Source organism: Flavobacterium sp. GW821-FHT12A05 (assembly GCF_058807735.1).
In genome coordinates this window covers 324,241-349,408 of sequence record NZ_JBXAQY010000004.1, presented here as the reverse complement: position 1 = coordinate 349,408, position 25,168 = coordinate 324,241, and the positions used below count along the sequence as shown (strand labels likewise).

The 25,168-nt window shown below is 31.4% G+C and carries 24 protein-coding genes and 2 pseudogenes; 19 read left to right on the top strand and 7 right to left on the bottom strand.

Annotation, left to right across the window (positions count from 1 at the left end; genetic code table 11):
- Nucleotides 1-213: 213 nt before the first annotated feature.
- The 4 genes from AC1RRQ_RS11235 to AC1RRQ_RS11220 all read left to right on the top strand — a co-directional run bounded on the left by AC1RRQ_RS11235 (nucleotide 214) and on the right by AC1RRQ_RS11220 (nucleotide 7,639).
- Nucleotides 214-4,356, top strand: a complete 4,143-nt coding sequence (locus AC1RRQ_RS11235) for a DUF6443 domain-containing protein (protein WP_493023115.1) — start codon at nucleotides 214-216, stop codon at nucleotides 4,354-4,356.
- A complete protein-coding gene (locus tag AC1RRQ_RS11230) occupies nucleotides 4,346-5,086 on the top strand; it encodes a hypothetical protein (protein ID WP_493023114.1) in 741 nt (246 codons plus the stop codon). The genes AC1RRQ_RS11235 and AC1RRQ_RS11230 overlap by 11 nt, the downstream gene beginning before the upstream one ends.
- A gap of 249 nt (nucleotides 5,087-5,335) precedes the next feature.
- Nucleotides 5,336-6,760 (top strand): amino acid permease, encoded by a 1,425-nt coding sequence (locus tag AC1RRQ_RS11225; RefSeq protein ID WP_493023113.1) that lies wholly within the window; start codon nucleotides 5,336-5,338, stop codon nucleotides 6,758-6,760.
- Nucleotides 6,761-6,940: 180 nt separating this feature from the next.
- Complete coding sequence (locus tag AC1RRQ_RS11220; RefSeq protein ID WP_493023111.1) at nucleotides 6,941-7,639, top strand: DUF1826 domain-containing protein; 699 nt, start codon at nucleotides 6,941-6,943, stop codon at nucleotides 7,637-7,639.
- 104 nt (nucleotides 7,640-7,743) lie between these two features.
- Here AC1RRQ_RS11220 and AC1RRQ_RS11215 read toward each other — a convergent pair whose 3' ends face one another.
- Nucleotides 7,744-8,163, bottom strand: a complete 420-nt coding sequence (locus tag AC1RRQ_RS11215) for an acyl-CoA thioesterase (RefSeq protein ID WP_493023110.1) — start codon at nucleotides 8,161-8,163, stop codon at nucleotides 7,744-7,746.
- A 383-nt stretch (nucleotides 8,164-8,546) separates the two neighbouring features.
- Between AC1RRQ_RS11215 and AC1RRQ_RS11210 the strand changes: the two genes are divergently transcribed.
- The 3 genes from AC1RRQ_RS11210 to AC1RRQ_RS11200 all read left to right on the top strand — a co-directional run bounded on the left by AC1RRQ_RS11210 (nucleotide 8,547) and on the right by AC1RRQ_RS11200 (nucleotide 11,045).
- Nucleotides 8,547-9,566: an META domain-containing protein gene (locus AC1RRQ_RS11210; RefSeq protein ID WP_493023109.1), complete on the top strand. Its 1,020-nt coding sequence runs from the start codon at nucleotides 8,547-8,549 to the stop codon at nucleotides 9,564-9,566.
- 166 nt (nucleotides 9,567-9,732) lie between these two features.
- Nucleotides 9,733-10,299 (top strand): SH3 domain-containing protein, encoded by a 567-nt coding sequence (locus AC1RRQ_RS11205; RefSeq protein ID WP_493023108.1) that lies wholly within the window; start codon nucleotides 9,733-9,735, stop codon nucleotides 10,297-10,299.
- Nucleotides 10,300-10,541: 242 nt separating this feature from the next.
- Nucleotides 10,542-11,045 carry a hypothetical protein gene (locus AC1RRQ_RS11200; RefSeq protein WP_493023107.1) on the top strand — a complete coding sequence of 168 codons (504 nt, stop codon included), beginning with the start codon at nucleotides 10,542-10,544 and terminating at the stop codon, nucleotides 11,043-11,045.
- A gap of 1,434 nt (nucleotides 11,046-12,479) precedes the next feature.
- Here the strand turns inward: AC1RRQ_RS11200 and AC1RRQ_RS11195 are convergent.
- The 5 genes and pseudogenes from AC1RRQ_RS11195 to AC1RRQ_RS11175 all read right to left on the bottom strand — a co-directional run.
- Nucleotides 12,480-12,581, bottom strand: a pseudogene (locus AC1RRQ_RS11195) (XRE family transcriptional regulator); the annotation flags it as partial.
- A gap of 192 nt (nucleotides 12,582-12,773) precedes the next feature.
- Nucleotides 12,774-13,367, bottom strand: coding sequence for a hypothetical protein (locus AC1RRQ_RS11190; RefSeq protein ID WP_493023106.1), 594 nt, complete (start codon nucleotides 13,365-13,367; stop codon nucleotides 12,774-12,776).
- A gap of 11 nt (nucleotides 13,368-13,378) precedes the next feature.
- Nucleotides 13,379-14,551, bottom strand: a complete 1,173-nt coding sequence (locus tag AC1RRQ_RS11185; protein WP_493023105.1) for a hypothetical protein — start codon at nucleotides 14,549-14,551, stop codon at nucleotides 13,379-13,381.
- A gap of 250 nt (nucleotides 14,552-14,801) precedes the next feature.
- Nucleotides 14,802-14,915: pseudogene (locus AC1RRQ_RS11180) on the bottom strand (XRE family transcriptional regulator); the annotation flags it as partial.
- Between the two features lie 642 nt (nucleotides 14,916-15,557).
- Nucleotides 15,558-15,962: a helix-turn-helix domain-containing protein gene (locus AC1RRQ_RS11175; protein WP_493023104.1), complete on the bottom strand. Its 405-nt coding sequence runs from the start codon at nucleotides 15,960-15,962 to the stop codon at nucleotides 15,558-15,560.
- A gap of 184 nt (nucleotides 15,963-16,146) precedes the next feature.
- Between AC1RRQ_RS11175 and AC1RRQ_RS11170 the strand changes: the two genes are divergently transcribed.
- Nucleotides 16,147-16,707: a hypothetical protein gene (locus AC1RRQ_RS11170; protein ID WP_493023103.1), complete on the top strand. Its 561-nt coding sequence runs from the start codon at nucleotides 16,147-16,149 to the stop codon at nucleotides 16,705-16,707.
- A gap of 52 nt (nucleotides 16,708-16,759) precedes the next feature.
- On the opposite strand, the gene AC1RRQ_RS11165 is transcribed toward AC1RRQ_RS11170, so the two are convergent.
- Nucleotides 16,760-17,083 carry a hypothetical protein gene (locus AC1RRQ_RS11165; RefSeq protein ID WP_493023102.1) on the bottom strand — a complete coding sequence of 108 codons (324 nt, stop codon included), beginning with the start codon at nucleotides 17,081-17,083 and terminating at the stop codon, nucleotides 16,760-16,762.
- Between the two features lie 45 nt (nucleotides 17,084-17,128).
- Here AC1RRQ_RS11165 and AC1RRQ_RS11160 point away from each other — a divergent pair, with 45 nt between their 5' ends.
- From AC1RRQ_RS11160 to AC1RRQ_RS11110, 11 genes are all read left to right on the top strand, one after another.
- Nucleotides 17,129-17,986, top strand: a complete 858-nt coding sequence (locus tag AC1RRQ_RS11160) for an AraC family transcriptional regulator (RefSeq protein WP_493023101.1) — start codon at nucleotides 17,129-17,131, stop codon at nucleotides 17,984-17,986.
- Nucleotides 17,987-18,150: 164 nt separating this feature from the next.
- Nucleotides 18,151-18,636: a hypothetical protein gene (locus AC1RRQ_RS11155; protein ID WP_493023099.1), complete on the top strand. Its 486-nt coding sequence runs from the start codon at nucleotides 18,151-18,153 to the stop codon at nucleotides 18,634-18,636.
- Nucleotides 18,637-18,769: 133 nt separating this feature from the next.
- Complete coding sequence (locus AC1RRQ_RS11150; protein ID WP_493023098.1) at nucleotides 18,770-18,925, top strand: hypothetical protein; 156 nt, start codon at nucleotides 18,770-18,772, stop codon at nucleotides 18,923-18,925.
- Nucleotides 18,926-18,995: 70 nt separating this feature from the next.
- Nucleotides 18,996-19,508 (top strand): PRC-barrel domain-containing protein, encoded by a 513-nt coding sequence (locus AC1RRQ_RS11145; RefSeq protein WP_493023097.1) that lies wholly within the window; start codon nucleotides 18,996-18,998, stop codon nucleotides 19,506-19,508.
- A 49-nt stretch (nucleotides 19,509-19,557) separates the two neighbouring features.
- The gene (locus AC1RRQ_RS11140; RefSeq protein ID WP_493023096.1) at nucleotides 19,558-19,932 is read left to right on the top strand and encodes a DUF4440 domain-containing protein; all 375 of its coding nucleotides are present in this window, start codon (nucleotides 19,558-19,560) and stop codon (nucleotides 19,930-19,932) included.
- A gap of 95 nt (nucleotides 19,933-20,027) precedes the next feature.
- Nucleotides 20,028-20,816 carry an SDR family NAD(P)-dependent oxidoreductase gene (locus AC1RRQ_RS11135; protein WP_493023095.1) on the top strand — a complete coding sequence of 263 codons (789 nt, stop codon included), beginning with the start codon at nucleotides 20,028-20,030 and terminating at the stop codon, nucleotides 20,814-20,816.
- 229 nt (nucleotides 20,817-21,045) lie between these two features.
- The gene (locus AC1RRQ_RS11130) at nucleotides 21,046-21,852 is read left to right on the top strand and encodes a phytanoyl-CoA dioxygenase family protein (RefSeq protein ID WP_493023094.1); all 807 of its coding nucleotides are present in this window, start codon (nucleotides 21,046-21,048) and stop codon (nucleotides 21,850-21,852) included.
- Between the two features lie 154 nt (nucleotides 21,853-22,006).
- Nucleotides 22,007-22,693, top strand: a complete 687-nt coding sequence (locus AC1RRQ_RS11125) for a CDP-alcohol phosphatidyltransferase family protein (protein WP_493023093.1) — start codon at nucleotides 22,007-22,009, stop codon at nucleotides 22,691-22,693.
- A 1-nt stretch (nucleotide 22,694) separates the two neighbouring features.
- Nucleotides 22,695-23,126 carry a GtrA family protein gene (locus tag AC1RRQ_RS11120; protein ID WP_493023092.1) on the top strand — a complete coding sequence of 144 codons (432 nt, stop codon included), beginning with the start codon at nucleotides 22,695-22,697 and terminating at the stop codon, nucleotides 23,124-23,126.
- 17 nt (nucleotides 23,127-23,143) lie between these two features.
- Complete coding sequence (locus tag AC1RRQ_RS11115) at nucleotides 23,144-23,722, top strand: DUF4833 domain-containing protein (protein ID WP_493023091.1); 579 nt, start codon at nucleotides 23,144-23,146, stop codon at nucleotides 23,720-23,722.
- Between the two features lie 279 nt (nucleotides 23,723-24,001).
- Nucleotides 24,002-25,156, top strand: coding sequence for a hypothetical protein (locus tag AC1RRQ_RS11110; RefSeq protein WP_493023090.1), 1,155 nt, complete (start codon nucleotides 24,002-24,004; stop codon nucleotides 25,154-25,156).
- The last annotated feature ends 12 nt before the right edge of the window (nucleotides 25,157-25,168 follow it).

Genomic DNA, 25,168 nt, shown 5'->3' with positions numbered 1-25,168 from the left:
GCATACTGTTTAAAACAACTGACAGTAATTTTAATATTAATCTTTTGTAACAGTCATATTCAAGCTCAAAATCTTACCATACAAGGATCTAAAAATGTATATGTAGGAGAACAAAAGGTCTATTCGATCGCAGACTTTGACTATTTCATATCCATGAACGGACAGAGAAGTACAGATGTTGATTTTTTTTCATGGCAAGTTCAAAAGGGTAAAATGAAAAAAGTAGAGGAGGATAGTTACGGAAATATATTATTTGACTTTTACGGAAATCCTACAATTATAGACGTAGGCATTAACAGCGATATATATGCATGGGATCATTATGATGGAGTGTCACAATTAATAAGCCCGCGCCATATCGCTATTGAATGGAATCAATCCGGGTATGATAATATTTTATATTTGGTAGACAACAGCTGGGATTTATTTTATGGAGAATTAGAAGTATTTGCTACAGAATTGCCAAAACCCAACAATCCAACTATAACTAATGTATCTTGCGGACAGTCAACATTAACCAGGGCAGGAACTCCTCCAGCCGGAATTACTTGGTATTGGCAGGGAAAAGAACCTAATGGTACTACTACAAGTTTGGGCAGTGGACCAACTTTTATTGCTAATGAAGGCAGTGGCGTGTATTACATCCGTGCCAGATCAGATGCAGGAGTTTGGAGTTCAATTTCGGGATCAGTAAATGTCACTCTTTCAGCACAGACAACATGGTATTTAGACTTAGACGAAGATGGTTTGGGAGATCCTAATAATAGTGTTGTATCGTGTGAACAGCCTGTAGGATATGTAAGCAACAGCGATGACAACTGTCTTTTATCAGCAGATTTAAACTTCATTTATACTATCAATCCAATAGTGGGTGCAGCTAGTATTTCACAATTAGCTAATAATCAAAAAAGAGAAACCATTACTTACGCTGATGGTTTAGGCAGACCTTTACAAATTATAGGTGTCCGTGCCGGAGGAGATGGACAAAGTAAAGATATTATAAAACATTTTGAGTATGATAATTATGGACGTCCGGCTAGAGAATATTTGTCTTATGCATCTGCTTCTAATTGCGGTTTATACAGACCTAATGCATTAAGTGAAACAAAAACATTCTATGATGCGACAAATTACGAAAGTGATTTTCCAGGTATGAATACATCAAATATCAATCCCTTTTCTGAAAAGCTGTTTGAATCTTCCCCGCTTAATCGTGTTTTAAAACAAGCTGCACCGGGAATGGATTGGCAGTTAAATTCTGGTCATGAAATTAAAATGGATTATTTGGCCAACATTGACAATGAAGTACGATTTTTTACTGCCGCCGCTACATGGAGCTCAACGTTAGGACTATATGATATCGCTCTTATAAATAATCCTAATAACGAATTTTATGCTGCAGGTCAACTTCAAAAAATAATTACTTACGACGAAAATTGGGTTTCCGGAAAAAATAATTCTACCGAAGAATTTAAAGATAAAAATGGACACATTGTACTTAAAAGAGTATATTCTGATTATAAAGATATAAGCGGAACAGTAATTTCTACCCAAGTTCCTCATGATACTTATTACGTATATGATCTTTACGGAAATTTAACCTATGTAATTCCTCCTAAAGCAGTAGAATTTATAGATACGAATACTTCCATTAGTACAAATCCAACGTCAAGAGCGGTAATTGAGCCAGGAAATTCATTGCATATCAAAGCTTCGGGTTCTATTACTTTGTTAGACGGATTTCATGCAAAAGCAGGAAGTATATTCTCTGCAGTAATTGTTAATTACAGCGGATCTGTTTTGGAAGATTTATGTTATCAATACAAATACGACCAAAAAAATAGGTTAGTAGAGAAAAAATTACCCGGGAAAGAATGGGAATATATTGTCTATGATAAACTCGACAGACAAATCCTTACACAGGATGCTAATTTAAGAACAGATAAAAAATGGTTGTTTACTAAATATGATGTTTTTAGCAGACCAGTATATACGGGCGATTACACAAATACTCAAAAAATAACACGTACAGATATGCAGCTTCTTGCAGACACAAGTACTTCTGTATACGAAACTAAACAAACAGCAAATAGTATTAACGGAACAACGGTGTATTACAGTAATAATGCCTTTCCAAATATCAATGATACAAATATAAACTTACTTACTATCAGCTATTATGATGATTATGATTTTGATCCTCTGCCAATTACTGTTCCTGTACCAATTACAAATGCCAAAGGACTCGCAACAGGGAGTAAAATACGTATTTTAGGAAAATCTGATTGGATAACCAACTGGAGCTATTATGATGATAAAGGCAGGAACATTTATACTTATAATAAAAACGATTTTCAGGGCACTGTAAACACAATTAAAAACCAACTTGATTTTGTTGGCAATACTTTAGAAACAACTTCTACACATTCCAGAAATAGTTTGACAACTACAATAGTGGATTCATTTACTTATGATACTGAAGGCAGATTAACTAGACAAACACAAGCGATTAATGGAGCAGTTACGCCTGAAATTATTGTTGCAAATACCTATGATGAATTAGGGCAGTTAATTAGTAAAAAAGTAGGAGGAAAAACAGCTCAGGGTTTACAGACTGTAGATTTTAAATATAATATTAGGGGATGGCTCAAAAATATTAATGATGTTAATGCCATTGGAAATGATTTGTTTGCCTTTCAGATTAACTACAATGATATTACTGATAGCAGTAAAAAATTATTCAACGGAAATATAAGTCAAACTATTTGGAAAACAGCAAATACTGATGCTGGTTTGAAAAGTTACACCTATACCTATGATAATTTAAACAGATTAACCAATGCCGTTGATAATTTAAGTAAATTTAATGAGGGAGTGACTTATGATAAAAATGGAAATATTACCAGCCTTCTAAGATTAGGTGAAATTGTTGGGGGAGTACCTTCAATCAATAATTCTTCTGATTTTGGTACTATGGATAATCTTGTTTATACTTATGATGGAGGAAACAAACTCTTGATAGTGTCTGATAGTGCAAATGACACTTACGGATTTAAGGATGATTTTATAGGAAACGGATCAGATACTACCATAGATTATACCTACGATGATAACGGAAATATGAAAACCGATACCAATAAAGGAATTACAGCTATAAGTTATAATCATCTTAATTTACCAACACAGATAACAATTGGAGGGCAAAATATAAATTATGAATATGATGCTAAAGGGGTTAAACAACAAAAAAGAGCAGGAATTATTACAGATTATTCAGGAGGCTTTATTTATGAAGGTAACCAATTAAAGTTTTTCTCGCAGCCAGAAGGTTATGTATCTTATAATTCGGGTGCTTTTGATTATATTTACCAATATAAAGATCATTTAGGAAACGTTCGTTTGAGTTATGATAAAAATCTTGCTATTCAGGAAGAAAACAATTATTACCCATTTGGTTTAAAGCAAAAAGGCTATAATTATGTAAATAATATAACCACAGGTAATAGCACAGCTCAGAAGTACAAATATAACGGCAAAGAGCTTCAGGATGAAGCAGGGCTTAATGTATATGATTATGGAGCTAGAAATTATGATGCTGCACTTGCCCGCTGGATGAATATAGATCCATTGGCTGAAGTTACTTATAAGCTGACTCCTTATAGTTATGTTAAAAACAATCCTTTAAGATTAACAGATCCTAATGGGATGATATGGAAAGATCAAACAGAGGCAGACGAACTTAAAGCAGAAATTGAAAAGATCAAAAGAAATATAGCGAGCTCCAGAGCAGAAGATTTGAAGGCTCTTTCTAAGGAAGGCATTTCTGATGATAAAAAAAATAGAATAAATAAAAGAATCGCAGATTATGATTCAAGGATAAAAAGTTTGGATAAAACCTTATCAAGTATAGATGCTTTAGGAAAAGATAAAGACCATACGTTTGACCTTGTTGGTGGTGATGATGGTAAAAATTATGTAAAAAAAGGAGAAGACGGAGTAATAAATATCCAAGGTCCTAATAGTGCTTTACAAATTCATGAGTTAAACCATGCAGCATTTTCATTAAGCAATAGCAGGGGACTTCGTTTCAATGATGAAGGATACTTATTAGCAAATTTTGCTGGTGGTTTAAGGGACGAAATGTATGGATATGCAGCTCAGTACGCATTCTCTCCATCTTCACTTCCTTCTAGTGTACGTTCTATTAATGAAATAGATCTCGTATTCTTAGCATCAATTAAGGATGATGATAATAAGCCGGTATATCAAGCTTTATATGATCAATATCACGAACAGATTAAAGCCAGAAAAGAACAAGAGAAAATTGAAAGAAAAGCTCAGGAAAATGAAAAATAAGATAGAAACAACAAAAATCACTTTTTTTACGCTTTTTTTATTTACAATGATTTCCTGCACGCCGTCTAAGAACATTTCGATAAATAATTTTAACGGTATTTATATTAACTCAGGAGATCAAAATGAAAAGCTGATTTTAAAAGAAAATTCATTTTTACAAATTAGGGAAGATAAAAAGAGAGATTTAGCCCTTTTTAAATGCTGTGACACTCTTTCTTATGGAAATATAGAATATTCTAGTAAAGATTTTCTTTTGACTTTAACCAGTGTAAAATATCTTAATGATGAGTTTTTAAATTTTAATGTAGAAGAATCTCAAGTCATTAATCAAGATTCTGTAAAATTTATTTTTACTAACCCAATTGAGAATCACTATAAACGCTTTAACGAAAGTTATAGAGAATTACTTTATTCTGTAGAAATAGTAAATTCTGATTTTCAGGATATTATTTCAGATAAAAATCCAATTGTAATCAGTTCGGATAATGAAATTAAGGAATTTCAAATAAAGATTTATCCAAAATATGACATCCCTTTATATCAGTTAGAAACTAGAGAAGTTAAATTAAAAACGTATAAAGTAGTTAATTCAAAAGCCAATGTTTTTAAAATTAATATACCAAAATTAGATTACGGATACTTTTCGTTTAAAAGGTTAAAGGGAGATTATATAAAGGTTGTAAATGAAAATAAACTTATTTGGGACGGCAAGACCTATATTAGAAAGTAAGTGCCCCATCTTGTAAATACAATTAAAAATAGAAAGCCGCTTCAATTATGAAGCGGCTTTCTGAATTTAATAGGAGTCCGCTCCTTAGCTTTAAGCTAATATTTGCAGGGCTTTCAGAAGATATCTCAAAAAAAGACTCAAGTAATTAAAGTTTTAGCATAATGCATACTTTGTACGATTCCTTTTTTAACTTATCTTCGCTGTTTATACATTTCTGAGTACATTTAACTCATTTAAAAAAACAAATTTGTGAAAGAAAAACATGAAGGCGCAGAAGCTAATCAGCTTAAACGCGGACTTACCAACCGCCATATTCAGTTAATTGCCTTAGGCGGATCAATAGGAACAGGCCTTTTCCTCGGCATTGGCCCAGCGGCCGTTTTAGCAGGACCATCCGTTATTTTAGGATATGCTATTGCCGGAATTATCGCTTTTTTTATCATGAGACAACTTGGTGAAATGGTTGTCGAAGAACCAGTATCAGGAAGTTTTAGCTACTTTGCCTACAAGTATTGTGGTTCTTTTGCCGGTTTTGCATCAGGTTGGAATTATTGGATTTTGTATATTTTAGTCAGCATGGCCGAACTTACAGCCATTGGTGTTTACGTACAATTTTGGTGGCCCGAAGTTCCGTTGTGGGCATCCAGTTTGTTTTTCTTTCTGGTTATTAATGCTTTGAATTTTGCTTCGGTAAAAGTTTACGGAGAAACCGAATTTTGGTTTTCCATCATAAAAGTGGCTGCCATCATTGCCATGATTCTTTTTGGTATATATTTGCTAATAAGCGGTACTGGAGGAGAACACGCAACAATTCACAATTTATATAACGATGGAGGCTTTTTTCCGAAAGGTTTCTTCGAAAAAACAGCTGATGGAGGTTTTCAAGGTTTATTAACCGCAATGGCGCTGATTATGTTTTCTTTTGGAGGTTTAGAACTAATAGGAATTACCGCTGCAGAGGCCGAAAATCCAGAAAAAAACATTCCAAAAGCAACCAATCAGGTTATTTATAGAATCCTTATTTTTTATGTTGGGGCATTGGTTATTTTATTTGCTTTATCACCGTGGAGACAAATTACTACAGACAGCAGTCCGTTTGTAATGGTTTTTCAAAACTTAAACGGAATGGAATTTGAGTTCTTTGGAACCAAAATATATTTTACAAAGCTTATCGCTAATGTACTTAATTTAATTGTATTAACTGCAGCTTTATCAGTATACAACAGCAGTGTATACAGCAATTCAAGAATGTTATTTGGTTTAGCAGATCAGGGGAGTGCTCCTAAATTTTTAAAGAAGTTAAACAAACATTCGGTGCCGGTTAATGCCATTTTAATTTCTTCATGCTTCGCAGCGATTTGTATTTTAATAAACAAAGTAATCCCGGAAGAGGCCTTTAGTATTTTAATGTCTTTAGTAGTGTCTTGCCTGGTTATTAACTGGGTTATGATTTCGTATACACATCTACAATTTAGACGTGCAAAAGACAGAGAAAACACCAAAACTAAGTTTGCATCTATATTTTATCCGGTAAGCAATTACATCTGTTTTATATTTTTATTGGGTATTTTATCCATCATGTGGATGACAAATATGCAGATATCGGTAGAATTAATTCCTATTTGGCTCGGTATACTATTTGTATTTTACAAAGTTTTTAAAACAAAAAAATAAGCAGCTTTTACAGCCAATATTTATTTAAACACATAGAAACATAGTTATTTCTTTATCTAAAAAAGAAAACAAAAAGAAACTAGTTTCTAACACATAGTTTACTATGTTTATTAATGTAAATAAGATGCCTTAAGCGGTAGTGAAATCTATTTTCTATGTGTTAAAAAAACAAATTATACTATGAGCAGCACATTCTTTAACAGTAACCAAATTGGAGTAGTAGCTGCTTTCTCTGATCTTGTAGATACTGATTTCAAAGGAGAAATGAATGCACTTTGCTGGTTCAGAAACTTAGATGGCGACTTTAATGAGATTGTTGCTAAGTTATCTTTAAAAGAAAATATAACCGAAGTTTTTCCCGAAGATCTAATCGCGCTTCAATTATCAGAAAAGGGGAGTAGAGCAAGGGAAATAATCTTAAATGATCTCCAATTATTAACCGATTTTGGCGCTTCGCCCTCGCTGAATTTACTGAAATGTTACGAACGCGACGATGAATTTGATTTCATCTCGACCGATGTCTATTCGTTTCATGTTGATCGTTCGCCTATTGCAACCGATACTTTTTTGTGCACTTATCACGGTGCAGCAAGTGATATCGTTTCTAATTCGCAGGCAGAGCAAAAAATCCTGATTCCAGAAGTCCGGGCAAAGCTAAAAGAACTTCATGACGGACCAGAAGAAGAATTCGAAGACTTCTTAAAAGAAAATTATTTTGATTTGCATTATCAGCTTCTTGAAGATGCAGAACCTATTAATTTAGGATTAGGACATCTTTGGCGTCTGGCTGTAGATCATCCAAAACAAGAAGTGTTGCCTTGCATTCACAGAGCTCCAATAGAAAATGAAGGGGAATATCGGTTGTTGTTGATTTGTTAGAGAAAACCCCAATCGCTCGCATATACGCAACAATCGCACGGATTACAAATCCGCGCGATCGTGATATTTTTGATAAGGTAAATTTGCGGTTTAACTTTATATAATTATTGAACTTCCAATGGAGTGGCATCAGCAAAATTTGCTTTCAATTCTTCGGGTAAATAAGGTCTTCCGCCAGTTGCAGGAATACAAGTTCCTGTAAATACTGCCGAAGCCATTATTTTTCCATTTTTTATCATCGATTGTTTAAAATGCAATCTTGGCAATCCCTGAGCATCTGTATATACAGCACAGGTCACATCAAAATTATCATCTTTTTTGAGCGAGCGGATAAATTTGATTTTATACTCTGATAAAACCATAAATACACCATTTTCTGCTTGTTGAACGAAATCAAAACCTAGAATATCCTTAATATAAGCATGACGGCATTCTTCCATATAAAATGGATAATATAAGCCATCCATAATGCCTTGTACGTCTATATGTGCATCTGCAACAGTGTAATTTTTTGTGTATTCCATGGTATTGTTTATAAAGTGTTATTCTTCTTAGAAAACGTAAATAGGTTACGATTATTATGGTCTAAATTACCAATAATTTGGAATATACGTAACGATATTTCGGGACGAATAATCTGAGCAATCGAGTGACAGTTTACGTCTAAAAAAGTTTAAAAATACTACTAAAGCATCCTTAAATAAAACAGAAAGAAGAATTTTTGCTTTTGTAAAACAAACAAACTGATTATCAGTACGTAGTATTTTAATTGTTAAAGAAAAATCGTAATTTAGGGCTGGTAAAAAAAAGTTAAAAGCATTCTTTATTTTAAAGTGGCATAATTCATGCCTGCAAAAAAATCATAAATAATCTGAATGCTTAATCGGTATTCTAAAAAATTAAAATGATGAAAAGATTTAAATGTATGTATGTTTTTGTAGTAGTGTTATTATCAACAATTACGTACGGTCAGGAAAGTTTAAAACTGTTAGTAAAAGAAAATAAAGTGCCATGTACGGGTGTTGGGCCTATGGAATGTCTGCAGGTAAAGTACGATAAGGACAAAGAATGGCAGCTTTTTTATGATCATATTGAAGGTTTTAATTTTGAAAAAGGAAACCGATATGAGATACTAGTAACAAGAACAAAAAGACAAGAACCTATTCCGGCTGATGCTTCTGCATACCAGTATAAACTGAAAAGTATTATTTCGAAAACTCCTGTTAGTACAGAAAAAGGAATTTATAATACCAAAATGATTCTAACCCAGTTAAACGGAAAAAAGATAAACAACGGAAAAGCATTTATCACCATTAATGATGAAACTGGTACCATAAGCGGTAAAAACGGATGTAATAATTTCAATGTAAAATACACGAAGCTTTCTTCAAAAAATCAAATTAAGACCAATTCTCCTATGGGAACTTTAATGGCTTGTGACAGCGAAAGCATGAAATTAGAGCAAGATTTTAGCGCTGCAATAACCAATAAAAAGTTCAAAATTGTAAAGAAAAACAATAAAGTACAGTTTAAAAATGCTAAGAACAAAGTTGTTATGGAATTCTCTATACCAACTCAAAATGAACTGTGGACTTTTATTGGAAAAAACAATTGGAAACTAATAGCACTTGAAAACGTTGGACAGGATTACGGCAGGGCTTCTATTAAGTTTAATGCAGCAGAAAAGAAAGTAAGTGGAAATACAGGCTGCAACAACTTCTCTGGAACTTATGAAACTAACGGTGATCGTATTTCTTTTGATAAAGTAGCGTCTACAAGAATGGCATGTATTGGTGAAGGAAATAAAACAGAGCAAAAAGTGTTGTCTTATTTAAACAATAAAGACCTTCGTTTTGATGTAGCAGAACAAACTCTTAATTTTTATCTTAATGATAAATTGGTCATGATGTTTGGTATTACAAAATAGAACGGTTCTATAAGTTATCTTAATATAGATGATGTTTTTATAAAAATGATTACAAACCAGTGGAGTTAATTCACTGGTTTTTTTATGGGTAAATATCTAATTACGGAAAACCGTATATTTTTTTAAAAAGCTTTCTTTAGGTTTGTCTGAAATAAAATAGTTTATTATGATCAAAGTAATATTTACTTATGCATTTTTCTTTTTTACAGTACTAACCTCTAGTGCACAGAACAATAAGCTGGTTGCAAGCTGTTGTGATGCAAAACCTAAAGAAGAGGGCAGATGTACCGGCAGTGCGTACTGCGGTGCCTGTTCGAACTGCAGCAGGTGTGCACATTGTTCCAGCGGAGGAAGTTGTGGGGTATGTAATTCTCGTTCACAGCCTGTCAGATATTCGGCACCACCTAAAGCTACAAAGAGCAGGAGTGTAAGTACGTCTGCAAAGCCTGCAGTAGTTTCTTTTACTTCCGAGACCTCTGTTAAATCAAAAACAAAGAAAGAATCTGTTGCAAAAAAAACGGTAATTACATATAATCCTGAAGATATGCTAGCGGTAAATGCTGAAACTCTTAAGTTGTATGAAGAACCGGGAAATGAATATAAAGTAATAGAAAACCTTAAAAGATATGATATCTTAATGGTTATTGCTATTGATGGGGAGTGGCTGCAGGTGAAGGTGATTCAATCAGGTAATTTTGGATATGTTAACGCAAAATACGTATATAAAGTATAGAGGGAATATTGCTTTTATTACAAATTTGATTATAACTATTTGTTCCTTTACTTTCGTGAGCGTAGCGCTCATACACTCCATGCATAAACCAATTTGCATTATGAGTATTAAAGATAAACTGAAAGTTTTTTAAATGCGCAAAAAGACTGCGTACTGCGGAAATATCTTTGTTTCATAATTAATTAACGAAATTAAAAAAATGGAAAGTAAAACTTCAACGAAATTTTTAAAACGAAAAGCATATGAAAAATAATATTATAAAAATACCAGCGAACAATAATGAAATTAATTTGTATTGTTTCCTCGGAGAAGCTATATTGAAAACCCAATTGGTTGAACAAGCGTTGAGTCATTCAATTACTCTTAAAATGAATCCCGCAGTAACAAAAGAACGAGCGGATGAATTTTTAAAAAAGAACCAGAGTTATACTTTAGGGCAGGCTATTAAAATTGCAATTAAAGAGGAACTATATAATTTGTCATTACAAGATGAATTAAATGCTTTTTTACAGCAAAGGAATTGGTTGGTCCATAAAGTTATCATTGGAAACGAAGATGATTTCAATGCTGGGAACATAAAAGAGGAATTGTTCCATAAAATTAAAGATATTTCCGATAGAGCAGAAAGTATTAAATATGTAATAGAATATGATTTGATAGACTTTTGTATTTCTAAAGGAAAAGATATGTCAGAAACCCTCGCACTATTAAAATTACAAGAACAAGGAATAAGAATTCGAAAGTAGCATTTAAAAACTTAGGCTAGCAGGTAGGACTTTAGGAAGTTAACGTTTTTGAATATATTTAGTTTGAAAAGCGCAAAGTCGGAGACATTTGCGAAGCTTTTCATAACAACACTTCGTAGAGCAGGTATATAACTAGAATCTAAATTTGCTTATACTTCACTATCTACTTTAACAAGGTGGACATCTAATATTTGTATCTAGTTTCTATCGTATATTTAATGTATCATTTTTGCTATATCAATTTTGATATACTAATTTTGGTTTATAACAAAATTATTACGTACTTTTGTAAATGAAAAACCACCTGCTCCTGCAGATGGTTCAATACATTTAGAAGTTTCTCTACTTCTTTCTCCTTCTCAACTCTCTTAGAAGTTTCCTTAATTCAATTAAGGTTTCCCTAAATTGTTTTAAAGGTTTAGAAGATTTAGAAATTAATTTTAGGATTAAAGTTAATCCTTGCATTGAATTTACTATTACAGATAATAATAAATAATGCTCTTGAATGTTTGCTGCACTCATAGTATTATAAATTAAGGTTAATTAAATTGACCTTCCAAAAACGAAGTTCCTAGGCTTCGTTTTTTTTGTGTCTTGTATTCTACAAATTTAGAAATATAAAAGGCTAATTGAAAATTGGTTAATTATTAGTTAATCATTATAATACGTGTATTAATAGCGTTTTCTTAATTTGCTCCACAAATATATAAAAATCCAATCGTTATTTAGAATGATTCTAAATAATTTTTCATTAAAATTTCACTTTTTTTTATTTCTACACAAAATTAAGTAACTTTTTTTCTGGTTGCAAATCATTGACAACGGTGTCAAGCTCTATATCACACTTTTATCATAATCCACCTTTATGTACATATTTACTATTATTTATTGAGTATAAATTGATAATTTTAGATAGCTTTTTTGTACGGCATAATAATTTTAAATTTGTATTTAAAATAAAAATAAAATTTAAATTATGAGTTCACAACAGTTTGACAATATGGAAGTTCTTAAGGATTTTTTACTTTTACACAATCTATCGTTCAGTGATGGAACAATTGGTTTTCAATCTTTATATGACATATAATTACCCAAAACAACAATTGAAGTACCAGCAAAGGTAAGTATTGACATAAGCAATAATGGCAATCATACTGGAGTAGTTAATGTTGATAGTGAATTATCACCTTTAAAGTATCCTCTTCAATTTCTACCAATGTATTCTGATATGAAGATCGAAGATGATATGTTACGTATAGAAGGTAAACATAAAACATTGGGTGACTATGTTGCATATATATCTGTTCTTAAAGATTAATCTTCTGAAGAATTTTTTAGAAGAATATGCAAATCTGCTTACTTTGCAATTATAATATTTCAAAAAAAAAAGAGACTTTTAAAAGTCTCTTTTTTTGCATTAATATATATAAATGATTATTTGTCCGTGATTAACTTCTCAAACCTTGCCATCATTTTATCTTTTTCCTTCAACATACGCTCATACAACTTAATTTTTTCATCATATAATTGTAGAATATTATATCATTCTAACGTGACTTTTTCATGTATTTAATCAAATAAACAATACTTCCAATTATTAAAATTAGTAAAACCGGAAAAAAATAACTCACAATATAAAAAGTATCTCCTATACAAAAATTAAAATAATACTGATTAAAGTAAAGAAACACAAAAGCTATCAGACAAATTATAAGAAATATACGGAAATTAATTTTCATCGTCTTTAATTATTACGTTATTAAAAAATGCATTAAACATGCTAAAGTAACCAAATATTGAATCTTGAAAGCTTACATCTGGAATAATAATATCACATAATTCAGTAGGGAATTTTCTATACAAAAACTTATTTTCGATTATAGTTTCAATATCTAAAACTAAGTCATTTATTTTTCTCGTTTCGTTATTCTCTTTCTCTAATTCTTCGATTTTTGATTCTGAGAACCATAATTCAATCATCCCTTTTTGAACCTTAATTACATAATAAGGAATTAAGATACTTAAATATAATGATATAGTGTAAAGCTCTTTATCTTCTATAATATTTAAACTAAAAGTAAAACATCTATCTTCCCAATCAAATAAAGATAAATCATTAAAATTCTTTAACGTTATATCTTTTTCAAAGCTATCAATTATACTCTTTCTGAGATTTTTATTTTCTTCGGAAGCAAAGCCAGCAATTATCTCCTTTAATCTATTATATTCTTCCGTCGCAAAATATTCATCTTTTTGAGTATAAGCACATGTATTCTTTGGGTAAAAAAGATATACTAAATTTGTTAAAACTTTATCAATCATATTATATATAGTTAATTACAATCTCCTGCTGTCCATAGGTTCGTCTTATATTCAGTTGCCACCATATTATCAACCGCATTAAAATTTACTCTTGCTCCCGGAATAGACAATGGATAATTATGTTTTAATCTTTCTTCGAAATATAAGCTAACTGTTAAATCTGATGTTCTTGTATGTCCATATTTATCAATAACGTCTTGCATTGACCTTTGCAACACTCTCGCCGATGCATTTGCTGCTAGCCCAGGAGTAATATCTGTATCCCCCATTTTTATATTAGTCGGTGTACCAAATGCTATTGGTTTCGGAAAATCAATCCAATGTAATATTTCTACTCCTTTGTCATTCAGTAAAAAAACTTTAAAACGAACATTTTTTACTAGAGCAACTTGCCAAAGTCCTGTAGTCTTAACAAAATTAAAACTTTCACAACTAGGAGGAGGAAGTTCTATTAATACACATTCTTCAAATTTATAAACATACCCTTCTGGGCAACTGCTTGAAGGATGAGGAGGAGTGCCAGTGCCACCACCATAAACAGTCCCTGGTGTTTCGGGGTTTCCCGTAGGGCCGCCACTATAACAAGCAACTTCGTATAGAGGGTTAAACTTTCCAGACCCATCCCAATAACCATAATAGAGGCAGGCCATTTCCTGCATTTTTGCTGTTACTGAGTGCTGTACCTTCTTCCCATCTGCAAATTCAAGTCGGGTACCTTTAGAAGAGGATAATTCCTGAACATAAACCTCACCATCAAAATTATCCTCAATATTATAATAATTTACATTTTTATCTAAATTATTATAACTTCCATTCTTTGTAAATATTTGAATGTAAAAAAGTTTAAACCCTTCCTCGTCATCTTTTACAAACATTAATCGATGGTGATCGTTATGTAAAGCGCCTTCTTTATTTGCAGCACTTAGATCATTTTTAAGTAAAAAAGGAACTTCTGTAATTTCTCCCTTTTCACCATCAGTAATAATGGCATTTTCCCATTGCAGCTCTTCAATATATTTTAGAACTGTTGCATTATAATCATTCTTATGGCTGTCAAACCATATTTTAGTCTCACTGGAAGACTGAGCAATGTTTTGTTTGTTAATTTCCTCTGTCGAACAATTCGTCGTTAAGAAAACAAAACTAAAAATCAAAAAAACTTTAATAAATGTAAATCTTTTCATGGCGTTTATAAATTAAGTTCAATGCGAACATACAATTTAAAAACTAATAAAAAAAAGAAATAACTTACAAATTGTAAGATTTAACATTTAAAAGAGTAATATTTGTAGTACATAAATATAACAACAGTAATTAAGTATTAACCTAGAATAATAATTGTCAATTTAAAAATAAGATATGACTTAATTTATCTGTAGTATTTTAATTGTCAAAAATAAAGTCTCTTTTTAAAATCAATATATCTTTAAAAACCTATTTCCCAATCAATTTCTCAAGCCTCACCATCATTTCATCTTTCTCCTTCATACGCTCGTATAATGCAATTTTTTCATCATATAATTGTACAATTTTATCAATACGATTAAATGTACTTATTATTCTAGCGTGGTTCTTTTATACATTTAATCAAATAAAAAATAGTTCCAAAAATTAAGATTGGCAAAACAAAATAATAGTAACTAACAAAATGATAATTACCATTATAAATAGCGAAATAATAAAAATCACCAAAATAAAGATAGACAAATAACAAAATACCAAACACTAGAAAAATTATATAGTTTTTGGTTCTTTCTTTAAATTTAAAATAAGAGTTAGGCGCTAAAACAAATAATAAAAACTTTGAGTATTTATCGTTAGAGTGCTCTATTCTATTTTTCAATTTATTTATTGCAATCTTTGTCAAGTAGTATAAAGTGCCAATAATGAAAAGAGGTAGAAAAAAATAGAAATAACTTATAAGATAATAAGTGTCATACAAATTAATGGTGAAAAAATGCTGATTAAAGTAAAAATACACCAGTAGTAAAGTGTAGACTGCTGCAAAAATTAAATAGTTTTTAGTTGTTTTTTTCATACAGTGGTTTTTTAAAGATCTCAAACTGAAAGTTGTAAAATAAAAGAAACTAGCTTCACGATATTGAATATGATTTATTTTACTAATTTAAATAAATATCTTGCTATATAAAGCAAGAAGGATAAAACCAGTAGAAATGTTCCTACAGGTATCTATTTCCCAATCAATTTCTCAAGCCTCGCCATCATTTCATCTTTCTCCTTCAACATGCGCTCGTACAAAGCAATCTTTTCATCATATAATTGTACAATTTTATCAATAGGATTAAATGTACAAGTATCATTCTTTTGATAACCAATTGAACCATTGTCAAATGAATTAGATATAATATTAATCGCTTGTTCTTCATCAAAATTCTGAAAAGCTTCAACAGGAATTTTTAATACGGCAGAGATTTGTTTCAGCAGATTTTCTTCAATTACATCTTTCTGCTCGAGCATAGAAATTTTCTTTTGGTTCCAGTCTTCGCCCAGATCATAAGCCAATGCTTCCTGCTTAATGTTAAGCATTTCTCTAAAACGTTTTACGTTTCTACCCTGATGTATTTTCTGCTCCATAACGAATATCAATTTTTCTAAAGGCTCAAAGATAAAGCCATTTGGGCTAAAAATCCTGAGTTTCAAAGATAAAAAAATATCCCATAAAATATTTCTTTTGTCAGAATATTATATCCGGTTTCTGTATAGATTATCTTTTTAAAATATAAGAATTTCGCTACGTAATTTTTAAATATCATTGAGTATGAAAAAGAATAAAATATCGTTCGACACTGGCTTTTGGGCAAGCTTTGTAACAGGAAATCCATTTACGGCAATTGATGCCTTTTTTACCTTCGCACATCTTGATTATTATAAACAACATTTAACCGAAACGGTAATTTACAGCAGTAAAACAAAAGTTTACAAACAGGAAAACCCTTCGGATGTTTTTGTTTTGTATACCGCTTTCAGCTCTTTTCTCAAAATTTGTTATTGCTTAAAAAAGAAAAGCAAAAAATGGAAAGTGAAAGCGTCTTTGCGTTCTGAAACGGTTTTTCATCTTTCGTCGTTAACCAAGCAAGAATACGATAATCCTTTTATTGTGTTTCAAAACGCATTTAAAGAAACAACACTGGAAGAATTTGAAATCTTTCTATGTCTAATTTTGGAGCTTTCATTGTCTCCTTATACCGGAGATCGAGACAATGACTTTACGACAAATTATATTCATTTAATTAAAATGCTCGACGCAGTAGAGTTAATACGAGAAAGGGGAGTGGAGAAAATCAAGGAACCGTATGAGATTGTTTCAATAACAGAGTAAATTATCGATATAATATCAAAATCCCATTCCGTTAGAAATGGGATTTTGATATTTAATTATAAAGGATTTTGTTATCTAATTTAATCAGACCTTTTATAGTTATGGAACTTTCGTCGTTATTTGGATTTAAATAAATGTAACCATCATTATCCAGCTGGATTAAAGCTTCTAATATTTTTGCTTCATTTATTTTAAAAGAGATATTTCCCAGAAATGGTTGTAATGTATTTAAATAAGAAGACACATTATCTGTAAGTTCTGCTAAGGTAGAAAAACGCCAATAGCTGTCTGCAAGTTTATGCAGTATTTTATTCGAAAGTAAAGCTGCTGTTTCCATGATTATTGGTTTTATTAGAATATACGTAGATTTGCTCATCTTGGATTATTTTTAATGAGGAGTAAAAAAGACAAATAAAAAGTTATGGTAAACAACTATAAAAAACATGATTTATACGGCAAAACATTGATTCAGAAAATTGAATTAACAGCGCCTTTTAAATTTGATTTTCCAGTAACGGAACAGGCTTGTTTTTTGTATGTGAAAGAAGGAGAAGTAGATTATCAAATTGATGATCAGCAGATAAACGTTTCCGCTAACTATTCGTTGTTACTGAATTGTATAAATTCTGGAAAACAAATTCACAATTCAAAGACAAACAGTAATTGCGAAATTGTGATTGTGACGTTTTATCCGGAAATATTAAAAAAGATATACGACAGGGAGCTTCCATTACTGTTTCAGAAACCTAACAATGTAATTTCGAATAAATCAAGTCAAAAAATAAACAATGATTTTTTAATTCAAAAATATATCGAAGGATTATTGTTTTATTTCGAAAATCCGTCATTGATCAACGAAGACATTTTGGTTTTAAAAGTAAAAGAAATTATACTTCTGCTGTCTCAAACTCAAAATTCAGAATCGGTACAACTCATTTTATCACAGCTTTTTTCTCCTGCGTCTTATACTTTTAAACAAATAATTGAAGCAAATTTATTTTCGCAGCTCACTATCGAAGAGCTGGCACAGCAGAATAACTTAAGTGTGTCATCGTTTAAACGCGAATTTTCAAAACTTTATCACGATACGCCGGCCAATTATATTAAAGCTAAAAAACTGGAGAAAGCTGCTGAATTGCTTCAGGTTTCTGATCAGCGTATTACCGAAATAGCTTTTGACTGCGGATTTAATGATCTGGCCAATTTCACCAAAAGCTTTACCAGTAAATACAAGGTTAGTCCAACCAACTACCGACAGAAATTGAACAACAATCAGTAATTATAAAATACTTTTTTAAAAGTTTTTAAGCATCCTTATGATTTATCGTAAGGATGTTTTTTTGTGAACCAAATTGCCAAATAATTGGACTATTTGACAAAAACATTTCTCTTGATCTATGCGAAGTTTGTGGTGTATTTTCAAACAAATTTAAAACATAAAAAATGGGATTATCAAGTTTAGGAATTTTTCACACCATCATTGGTATTGCCGCAATTGTGGCGGCAGTTGTAGATTTTATCAAATACGGTAAAATTAATTTGAACACATTATCTGGTAAAATATATTTTTACGGAACTATCGTTACATCGTTAACCTCATTAGGAATCTCTAAACACGGCGGATTTAATCCCGGCCACGTCTTTTCTATTTTTATAATTGTGCTGGTTTTAGCGGCTTATTTTTTGAATTCAAAAAGAAAAAACAGCGCTAGAGCACGTTATTTTGAAAACTTCTGGCTGTCTTTTAGCTTTTTCCTGTCTCTGGTTCCAACCGTTAATGAAACTTTTACCAGAGTTCCGCTAGGACATCCGCTGGCAAAAGACATTAAAGATCCTGTAATTGGGAACACACTTCTAATTTTATTGGTGCTTTTTATTGCGGGTTCAGTTTATCAGTTTAGAAAACAGAAATCAAGATTACTGCTGTAACGGAGATAACCTTTATCTAAACTTACTGGGAATTTTGTAACATCCTCCTGAAATTAAATACTTTACAGTCTCTTCTCGTTTGTACCTTTAATAGTGTATTAAAACTATTATAAAAAATCAAAATAGAGAAGTTATGGCAGAAATTAAAATTGAGAAAAAAAAGCCGGTATGGCCATGGATTGCATTATTACTGGTTATAGCAGCACTTATATACTACATTTTTTTTGTAGATCATGAAGTTCACAGCGAAAACAGTGTAGAAATCGAAAACACAACAAGTGCGCAATAGAACATTAGCTGGCAGACACTAAAGTTAAGCCGGGCTGAAAAACGAATATCTATTTATTAAAAAAGAAATTATGGAAAATAAAGATAAAAATTTATATAGATTAGACGAACTATCTGATTATAAGATCGCATCAAATTATTCTGATGTAAGAGGATGGAAAATAGTAGATGCTGATAATCATACTATTGGTACAATTGATAATCTTTGGGTCAATAAGGATATGAAGCGTGTTGTGTACCTGGATGTAAAAGTCGCTAAAGAATTAATTGAGGACAATCGAAATGAATTGCATGATGTTATAGCAAATGATAATGGAAGGGAGTTTATCTATAAAGATGGCGACAGTCATATTATTATACCTATTGGATCAGTTAGTATTAATAAAGACACAAAAATTGTAATGGCCAACAGTATAGGATATGATACCTTTAGAAACACAAATCGATATAATAGACAGCAAAATTTTGACAGAGATTATGAGAGAAAAGTCATGAAGTCTTATTATCCTGAAAATGATCCTGACTCTGCGTATTATAGTGATGACGACAATTTTTACAATCGCAGGGAATTTGACGATAAATAATACTTTCTATGAAATTCCTGTAAACTGTTTAATAAATTAAAAGATGATTATGGAAACGCAAATTATTGAACTGGAAAAAAAATATTGGCAAGGAATAGAAAATCACGATTACGAAACGGTCAAAAACCTTACGTTGTTTCCTTGTATAATTGCTGGCAAAAATGGAGTGCAAAGTATAGACGAATCTAAATTTAAAAAGATGTTTGAGTCTGGCGATGGTAAAAAAATAAAAGTTTTGGGCATTTCTAATGTAGAAGCAAAGGTAATTACCGAAAATACGGGAATAATAGGATACTCAATAGAATTTGGAACAGGAGATAACAAACAAAATCAATCTATGAAATGTGTTTGTACTTCTACCTGGATTAAACAAAATAATAATTGGGTTTGTGGACTGCATACAGAAACAGAATTGTCTCAATGACATTAAAGAAATAAGTAAAAAAACTATAAATCAATGATTTAGATACATCTAAAGGTTTACAATTAATCTTTATATTTGAGGATTAAATTAATAAAATGAGCGTAAAAACGAAACCGTATGCCTTAATAACCGGCGCCAGTAAAGGAATTGGAAAATCTATTGCTTATGAATTGGCTAAACAAGGTTATCCGTTATTGCTTGTTGCAAGAAGCGACGAGGAATTAAAAGTCTTATCTGATGATCTTAAAGTTAAATACGGCATCAACGCTTATTTTTTATCGATTGATCTTTCGATAAATGATGCATCACTAAAAGTAACCAACTGGATAGAAATGAATAACTATCCAGTTGGCATTTTAGTTAACAATGCGGGTTTTGGCGTTTGGGGCGATTTTAGCAAGTCTTCTCTAAATGATCAGCTTGGCATGATGCAGCTTAACATGAATGTAGTGGTGGAACTTTGCCATTTATTAATACCCATACTTTCGCAAGAAAAACAAGCCTGCATTTTAAACATATCAAGTACTGCGGCATACCAAGCTGTACCTACACTGGCGGTTTATTCGGCTACAAAAGCTTTTGTTTTATCATTTACGCGTGCCTTGCGTTTCGAATTGGCCCAAACTTCAATTTCAGTAACCTGTTTTAGTCCCGGGCCGGTTGATACTGGTTTTGCTTCAAGAGCTGGTTTAGACGCTTTTAGCAAAATGGCCGAAAAGTTTAATATGCAGCCAGATGAAGTTGCAAAAATGGCAGTAAAAGCCATGTTCAATAAAAAATCAGAGGCTATTCCGGGTTTTACCAATATGATTTCGGTTTATGCCAACCGTATACTGCCAAAGGGTTTTATCGAAAAAATGGCTGCCGGAATTTATAAAATTTAATTTTTTTCAAAAAAAATAAAAAAAATATTCTTTGTAAAAGAAAAATTATATTAAGTTTGTATTAAATTCTACTAATTCTATAGAGTATGTCAAATAAAAGAGAAAATAGACTTAATTTATCTGAAAACCGAATGCACGCCAACATGCTAATGTTTTGTTGTTGCTGTTGTTATAATCTTTTGGATAAAATTACAAACACTATTATTTCATTTATTAAATCTATATTATTATGGTATCTTCTTATAAAACCTTTACCCTTACTGAGCAATTAACTAATGAGCAAATTGAATTTTTTAACGAATATGGCTTCATCCATTTCAAAAAATTTATAAATCCGGAAACTGTTTCATCCATCATTGATGCCTCTAAACAAGTAGAGCAAAATTGGATTGAAAACGATCTTCAAAAAGTAAACGGTGTTCCTATTAAATACGGAAAAGATTTAGATGGCGCTCCAATCGTACAACGTTTTGCTTTTATCAATCAACATCATCAAACCTTAAGCGGTCTTTTACTTGATCCGAGATTTAATGGTTTATTGCCATTGGCAGGCGAGGGCGCAAGATTAGGCACTGAAGAAAAAGACGGAATGGTTTTCAATCATTATATCAATGGACCGGAAAGTAAGTTTACTAAAATGGGCTGGCATACAGATGGTTTGAGAGATATTTTTTATGGCGCAAAATTAAACCCAATGCTAAATGTAGGCATTCACTTAAGCACTTTAAAGCCCGAAAACGGAGGCCTTAAAATTATTCCGGGTACTCATAAGCAAAGCATTTACCAAATGCTTTTCCGAAAAAAATACTTTTTAGACAATAAACCTGATCCAGAGGAAGTATCCATTATTCCGGAAGCTGGAGATTTAACCATTCACGATGGCCGTTTGTGGCACAGAGTGGCAGAATCCTCTATTCGTGGCGAAGAGAGTAGAAGAAGGGTTATTTATATCCCGATTATAGCAGGAAAATATGCTCCTAAAAATGAGAACAGTCCAACGGTTTTCTATCAACGTTTTGCGGGTATTGTTAAATAATTATGCTGTTTATTATCGCATTTAGTTATCTGGTTAGATCAGGTAAGCTAAAAAGAACCACCGATTTTTTTAAAAATACGCAAAGAAGAGTAAAATTAAAAATGATAAAACTGGAACTGGCTATATTGTCAGGCTTACAAATATTGCGCTATTAATGGGAAAAGAAATACAGATTGAAGAGCATAGTGCAATTGCACAAAGAACATTTTCAGACCGTAAGCGAACTAATATTTTAAAAAAAGCAGAACACTTAACGATTGTATTTTTGCTTCCAAAAGTGCCTAAATTCATTTCGCCAAACGTACTCACTTTAATTGGTACGCTTGGTTCTGGATTAGTTTTCTTAGCTTTTGTTTTAGGTGCTTATGTAACAAATTGGTATTTGCTTTTGGGCATTTTCGGGTTGACTATAAACTGGCTAGGCGATTCTTTAGACGGAAGATTGGCTTATTACAGAAATATTCCGCGTCGCTGGTATGGTTTTGCACTCGATATTATTGCCGATTGGATTGGTATTGTACTTATAGGCTTTGGCTACTACATTTATGCCGAAAATGGCACACAAGTATTAGCCTTTGCTTTTGTTGCATTGTATGGCTGGTCTGTCATCATCAGTCAGTTACGTTACAAAATTACAAACGAATACAGTATAGATTCCGGCTTTGTAGGCCCAACAGAACTTAGATTTATAATTGCTTTAATTTTAATTGCAGAAGTTTTATTTCAGGGATCAATTACATATTCGGCTGGCTTGATTTCTATTATATTGCTTATAATTAACAGTATAGATAGTTTAAAACTTCTAAAGCTGGGTGATTTAAGAGATAAAATCCAAGACTGATATGTTCAGGAAAAAAGCGATTCTCACTTTTCTACAAGCACAAGTAGCGGCATTTGTAGGCGGTATTACTGATTATGGCTTAATGATTCTATTAACAGAAGTATTTAAATTACATTTTACTTTATCTATTCTAATCTCCGGAACCGTTGGTGCTATTATCAATTTCAGCATCAATAGATTTTGGGTATTTAAAAATCAATCTGGTTACAGCAGTCCCATTAATAGTCAGCTTTTTAGATTTGCGCTGGTTGTATTGGGAAGCATTTCCTTAAAATCATTTGGTACACTTGTTTTTCAAAAAGTATTTCAAATCGATTATAGAATCGGAAGATTAATCACGGATAGCTTTGTTTCCTATGGATTTAATTATCCGCTGATTAAATATTGGGTTTTTAAGGTGAGCAAAAAAAAGAATGCAATCGAATCAAATTAGAGTATAAAAATTTCGATATGAATAAATTATCATTTAAATATTTTACAAAATCACTAATCGTTATAACGATCTTAGTAAATATGATTTCTGGAGATCTATTGGCACAATCCAAAAATCCATCGCCATTAAATTTTCCAACACCCAAGAATATAGACAATATGCTATTTTATATTCAGCGAGATCCCAATATTAACACTGCTATTTATGCCATAAACTACGAAGAAAATGGAAAAATAAACAAAAGCAATCCTATAAAAGCCTATTGGATTCGATATGCTGAGAAAGGAGAAACAAAAGATTTAAATTATATGCAGCGTAAATTTGCATACGGTCTAGAAAGTAAAACGGTAAATAATGAGGAGTTTGAACTTAAATTTGTATCGTATAAAAAGCTGCCTTTAACCCTGAAAAAAATAGATTCAGATCAAAAATACCATGTTTTTGTAAGTGTAAATCAGAAAAGAATACAGGTAGAAAAAATATTCGTACGCATTGAAGGAGGTTCTTTTTGGCTGCCAAATGTAAAGTACGCCGAAGTTACCGGAATTGAGACTTCCTCAAATAAATTAATTACTGAGAGGATGTTGTTGAAATGAGATAGCTGGACAACTTTTATATTCAATTTTAGAAGTGGTTTGTACATCTTATGGCTTATATGTTAAAAACGTTAATTTGGTGAAGAAATGATTTCATTCATAATAATTTGTTAATTATAAATTTAGTAATAAGCTTTAGAATTAAATAATAAATTTATATTAGCTGAAAAATAAAATGCAAACTTTTCTGTAAGAATGAATAGTTATATAACATTTTAATAAAGAAATACAAACTGTCAAAAGATTTCAAAAAAGCTTATTGTTAGATATTTACCAAACATGAATAAAAAAAATACTTTACTTGTACTTATTTTTACTTTTCAATTTTTTACTTTCCAATGTTTTTCTCAAACCAAAAAAAATAATAGCACCAAAAATATACTTGCTTCTGATTTAACAGCCGAAAATCTAAAAGGTCCTGTTAAATCATATCACTTAGATGTTCGCTATGTAGATCCTGGCAATAAATACAATAGTGCTAATAGAATTGCTACGCCAAAAGGAACTGTTGAAAATGCTTTTGTAGAGTACAATAGAGACGGATTAATGACACAATCATTATTAGGTACATACAATGACAGTCTGATGGTATTAGAACCTATGAAGTTAGAAGATTTAACCTTTTACACTTACAATGAGTATGATTTAGTTTATAAAAAAGCACTTTCTGGCCGTCAGGAATTTCCACCTATGTTAGATCAGAGATTTTACAGTATATACCCTGATAATAGTCATTATCGAAAAAACCATCCGGCGCTTAAGGACGCAGTGCACGAAATTTATGGTTTGAACTACGATGAAGATGAAAAGAATATTACAGATGCCGTATTTTATAGAACAATTACCCCAAATATAAAATTAGAGGGAAATGAAAATCAAGATCTTGATGATAAAAACTTAAAAGACAAATGGCATTTTGAATACAATGAAAAAGGTCTTTTGAAAAAAATAAAAATGCAGAGAGATTTTTCTTTAGATTTTATTACCAAGTATTTCAGATTTCAAATAAAAACTTTAAAAGCTGAAATTCTATTTGACTATGATGCAAAAGAAAGATTAATAAAATATACCGTTTTTACTGTCAAAGGAGATGTAAAAGAAGAAATAGGATCTGTTAAATACAGTTATAACGAACGCAATGGATTTGTAGAAACAGAATCTCTCTTTAAGAAATATCCTGATGAATATTATTTGTCAAATGTGCATAATTATACCAGAAAATATAATAAACAAGGTGATTTGACTGCTAGTTTATTACATGTTGAACCAAAAGATGAAGAGTTGGTTAGAGTTAAACAACTCTATTTAGATAAATATTACGAGTATGAATATGATCAATATGATAATTGGATTGAATGTAAGATAAGGGTAAATGATCCTAAAAGCGAAATTTCGGCCGTAATGAAACGAAAAATCGAATATTTTGTTGATTAATAATTTCTTTAG